This window comes from Streptomyces sp. SID486, assembly GCF_009865385.1.
GTDB lineage: Bacteria > Actinomycetota > Actinomycetes > Streptomycetales > Streptomycetaceae > Streptomyces.
On record NZ_WWJT01000326.1, the window covers coordinates 1 to 4,762 of the forward strand.

At 74.0% G+C, this 4,762-nt stretch carries 5 protein-coding genes; 1 reads left to right on the forward strand and 4 read right to left on the reverse strand.

Going from position 1 to position 4,762, the window contains the following annotated elements; all coding sequences use genetic code 11:
* The first annotated feature begins 253 nt into the window (after positions 1-253).
* Entirely contained in the window at positions 254-688 is a 435-nt protein-coding gene (locus GT045_RS15230) for a hypothetical protein (protein WP_161294726.1), read from the forward strand.
* Positions 689-964: 276 nt separating this feature from the next.
* Here GT045_RS15230 and GT045_RS38920 read toward each other — a convergent pair whose 3' ends face one another.
* The 4 genes from GT045_RS38920 to GT045_RS15245 all read right to left on the reverse strand — a co-directional run.
* Positions 965-1,141: a hypothetical protein gene (locus GT045_RS38920; RefSeq protein WP_202516081.1), complete on the reverse strand. Its 177-nt coding sequence runs from the start codon at positions 1,139-1,141 to the stop codon at positions 965-967.
* A 153-nt stretch (positions 1,142-1,294) separates the two neighbouring features.
* A complete protein-coding gene (locus GT045_RS15235) occupies positions 1,295-1,939 on the reverse strand; it encodes a DUF899 domain-containing protein (protein WP_161294722.1) in 645 nt (214 codons plus the stop codon).
* A gap of 198 nt (positions 1,940-2,137) precedes the next feature.
* A complete protein-coding gene (locus GT045_RS15240; protein ID WP_161334491.1) occupies positions 2,138-3,517 on the reverse strand; it encodes an amidohydrolase in 1,380 nt (459 codons plus the stop codon).
* 335 nt (positions 3,518-3,852) lie between these two features.
* Positions 3,853-4,762: FUSC family protein (locus tag GT045_RS15245; protein ID WP_161334492.1), on the reverse strand; the 910-nt coding region annotated here is incomplete at its 5' end.

Below are 4,762 nucleotides of genomic sequence, written 5' to 3' on the forward strand. Positions count from 1 at the left end.
GGCCCCCGGCGGCGGCCCGGAAGACGCCCTCTGCACCACCAGCGCGAGCACCAGCAGCGGCGCCGGCACGAGCACGAGCCACAGCACCAGCACCAGCACCAGCAGCGGTATCGGTATCGGTATCGGTATCGGTATCGGTATCGGTATCGGTATCGGTATCGGTATCGGCCAGGAGCATGCCATCGACCCCAGTGCCCGGAGCGGTCGGCGGCACGCCGTCGGCCCCGGCACTCGTAGCGGCCAGGAGTACGCCATCGGTCCGAACGCCCGTAGCAGCCAGGAGCATGCCATCGGCCTCAACACCCTCGTGCGCCTGCAGCGCCGGCGCCCGGCCCCGGATCCGGACCGCCGGCTGGCGCTTCCGGACGGCATGACGGCCCCGCTCGGCTGCGACGCCGTGGGCGTACCGGCCCGTCTCGGCCCGCTCGTTGTACCCAGGCTGCCGCGGGTGGGCTGCGTGTACGCCGACGGCTCGCACTGGTGGTGGATCGTTCCGTCGGACTCCGACTACGCCCTCCCGTGGCCGGCCCCGGCCCAGTACGCGGCCGGAGCCCTGATCACCGGCACCGCCCGGCTGATCCACCGGCCCGAGGGTACGGCCCCCTACACCCCGCCGATCCCGCTGTACCTGGCCATGTGCCGAGTGACGGACACGGCCCCGGACTGGTCGCGGGCCGCGTCGGCGTAACCCGGCAACTACCGCGCCGCAGGCGGTGTCCGCGCCGAGCTGTACACGCTCACGGCGCAGCGATTCGTGGCCGGCACACCGGCGGGCGCAAGACGCAGCGGTCCGCGGCCGGCACACCGGCGGGCGTCACAGCGGCCGCGTCGGCGGCGGCACCGGGACGGGACCGGCGCCGGCGCTGTCAGCTTGTGTGTTCCCCGTGCCCGAGGCCGGCCTGAGCCCCTCGACCCTGCCCGGCCCGAACCGCGTCCCGGCCCGCCGCCCGACACCGGAACGGGTTCACTCGACGGCCTCACCGCCGCGGAGGATCACCAGAAAGGCGTCCGTCGCGAGGTCCATGACGACCTCGGCGGGCAGCCCTTCCAGTCGTCGCGCGTGCGCGAACTCCTCCGCGGGCCAGGAGCCCCGCGGCCCACCGGCGGGAAAGCGCTCGAGCACGGTTCGCCCGTTCACCATCACGCACCTCCAGGAAGCGTCGTCCGTGTAGGAGTTAACGCTCTGGAGGGGGCATACGGCTCGCTCGGTGACGCGACTGAGACATTCTCGGCACCGGGTCGGCGCGGACCGTGAGCATCCGTTCACCTTGTGACACGAATCGGACGCTCCGTGTCAGTAGTCGTACTCGTCGTGAAGGCGGAGCCGGTCGCTGCCGACGGGGCTGCGGCCGAGCGCGGTCAGGTCGAGCAGGGCCGAGGTGGTGCCGAGTCCGTCCAGCCCGTCGTCGTACACCGAGTACGTGTGGAAGACCCGGTCGTGGTCGCGCAGGAAGCAGCTGACGCCCGGACGTTCGAGCCGGTCGCCGCCCGATTCGACGGTGGCCTCGAAGTCGTGGTTGAAGTCGCTGTGCCACGAGGAGTACCAGGGCACCGCCCAGCCCATCCGCGCCTTGAACGGCAGGATCCGGGTGAACGGCGCCCGGGAGACGGCCGCGAAGGAGGTGTTCCGGGCACGCAGGTGGGCGAGGTGGCCGACCTGGTCCAGGAAGGCGGCGCAGCACGCGCAGCCGGTGTCCCACTCCGGCGCGAACATGAAGTGGTGGACGACGAGCTGCGTCCTGCCCTCGAAGAGGTCGAGGAGGGTCGCCTTGCCGTCGCCGCCCTCGAAGACGTACTCCCGGTCGACCTCGACCATCGGCAGCCGCCGGCGTTCGGCACCGAGGACCTCACGCGCCCGTCTGACCGCCTCCTCCTTGCGCAGCAACTCCTCGCGCGCCGCGCTCCACTGCTCGCGCGAGACGATCTCCGGAAACGACATGAGCCCTCCTGCCCGACGGTCGGTTCGCGGTGCAGACCGCCGACGGCAGCGGAACTCATCGCCGTACGCAGAGTATTTTTCGGCCAACCCTCGCCCCCCCCACTCGGCCTGGCCGACCCCCGCCCCCCGGCTCGGCCTGGCCAACCCTCGCCCCCCGGCTCGGCGTGGGCCGGCCTCGGCACCGGGGCCGGCCGTGGCTCAGGTGTCGTACCGCTGGACGCGCCGCCCGTGGTCGCGCGCGGTCAGGCCGGGCAGCCGGTCCGCCAGCTCGCGTACGGCCTCGCCGACGTCGATCGTGAGGAGTTCGCGGTCCCGCATCAGCACCCGCCCGTCGACGACCGTCGTGCGGACGTCGGCGGCGCGGACGCCGTGCACGAGGGTGGCGGCGAGGTCATGGACCGGCTGGGTGTGCGGGCCGGTGAGGTCGACCAGGACGAAGTCGGCACGCCGGCCGGGCACGAGGCTGCCCACCGTGTCCCCGAGCCCGACCGCGCGGGCGCTCTGCACCGTGGCGTGGTGCAGGGCCTGGCGGGAGGTCAGCCAGCGCGGGTCGCCCTCGGTGAACTTCTGCGTCAGGGACGTCAGGGCCATCGCCTCCCACACGTCGAGGGAGTTGTTGGAGGCCGCGCCGTCCGTGGCGAGGCCGACGGGCACACCGGCCGCGCGCAGGGCCCGTACCGGAGTGGTGGCCGGCCAGCCGAACTTGAGGTAGCCGCGGGGCGCGGTGGCCACCGCCGTACGACCGCCGGTGCGCTCCAGCAGCGGCAGGTCCCGGTCCACGATGCCGGTGCCGTGGGCGATGAGCAGGTCGGTGTCGAGGAGCCCGGCGCGGTCCAGGACCTCGATGGGGGTGAGGCCGTGCCGGGCGAGGCTGGTGTCGGTCTGGTCGCGGTTCTCGGCAGCGTGGATGTGCACGGGCAGGCCGTGCTCGCGGGCGAGTCCGGCCGTCGCGCCGAGGTCGGCTCCGGTGACGGTGTAGGGGGCGTGCGGGGCGAGGGCGGTGGTGATGCGGCCGTCGGCGGCACCGCGTTGCCGGAGCGCGAACTCGACCGAGTTCTCCCGCCCTTCGGGCCCCTGGCTGGAGAAGTAGGCCGCGCCGAGCTGGGCGCGCAGCCCGCACTCGGTGACGACCGCCGCGACCGCGTCCATGTGGAAGTAGTGGTCGGCGAAGCAGGTGACCCCGCCCCGGATCATCTCGGCACAGGCCAGGCGCGCCCCCGACTCCACGTCCCGAGCGGTGAGGTTGGCCTCGACGGGCCAGACGACGTCGTTGAACCACTCCTCGATCGGCAGGTCCTCGGCGAGTCCGCGCAGAGCCACCATCGGGGCGTGCGTATGGCAGTTGATCAGGCCGGGGAGCGCGACCTGCCCGTGCGCCTCGATCCTGGTCGCGGCCGGCACCTCCCGGGCGGCGGCGGCCGTGGTCACCGCGTCGATCGCGCCCTCGCGGACGACGAGGGCGGCGTCCTCTCGGAACGCGATCTGTTCCGCGTCGTCGTATCCCTCGTGCACGAGGACCGTGCAGCCGGTGACGACCAGGTCGGCGGGAGAGGCGCTCTGCGGCCCGGCGTCAGTCATGAGCCCAACGTACGGCCCTGCGTACGGCCGTGTGTGCCGAGCCGCACGCGGATCCCCGCCTCTTCATACGGACCGCGGACCGCACCCGGCCCCCGCGCACGGACCACACCCCACTCCCCGCGCACGGACCACACCCCACTCCCCGCGCCCTCACACGGACCACGGACCGCACCCCGCCTCCCGTCGCGGACCACACGCCACTCCCCGCACGGACCGCGAACCCCACCTCGTCCTCCCCGCCTCCCCTCGCGGACCGCGAGCCGCTCCCCTCCCCCCTCCCCTCTTCTCTCCGCCTTCTCTCCGCGCGGCGGGTGATCGCGCTCGCGTCTGCGTGGCTAGGCGACGGCCGGGAGCGGCACCCGTAGCCCCTGGCGCTCCAGGTCGCCCAGCGCCTCCCTCAGCCGGCCGAGGTGGCGGGGGGTGAGCCGTCCGGTGTCGTCGAGGTGCACCGCGCAGGCCGTGGTGGTGTCCACGAGCCGTTCCAGCGCCTCGGCGACGGCGTCCGTGCCCTCGGTGTGCCGGGCGAGGGCGGGCAGTTCGGCTGCGGCGACGGCGATGGCGGTACGGGCCTCGGCGAGCGTCCGGTACGCCTCCCGGCGCAGCGCCCACCGTTCGGTACGGTCCCCGGACCCGCCGAGGACGTGCAGGAGGTAGGTGTGCGCGGCTCCACCGGCCGCCGTGAGCCGGGCCCGAACGCCGCCGCCCCGCTTCCCCGGCATCGGCAGATGCCCCACGACCAGCACCAGCACGCAGGCCAGCAGGGTCTCGCCGATCCGGCTGGCCGACGCCTGCGGCTCACCGCCGACCATGATCAGGGCGAGCACGAGGACGGTGACGACGGCGGTGAGCGCCGCGAAGTGCCTGGTGGCGACCGGTATGAGGGCACCACACACCGCCACCAGTGCGATCAGTCCGGCCGGACGGGGCAGCAGCGCGGCGAAGCCGGCGAAGGCCAGGGCGCCGAGCACGGTGCCGGCGGCCCGGCACAGCACCCGTGAGGCGAGCGGTCCGAGGTCGGGCTTGACCAGGAAGACGGCGGTGGCGGGCAGCCAGTACCAGTGTGCGTGCGGCCCGTACCAGCGGGTGTGGTGCAGTGCCTGGGCGATACCGGCGCTGGCGCCGAAGCAGAGGGCGACGCGCAGGCCGTACTCGCGTCCGCCGGCGCCGAGCGCGGCGCGCAGCGCGGCGCGGACGTCGCGGCGTCGGCCGAGCAGCCCGCGGTGGGCGCCCTCACCCCGGTCGAAC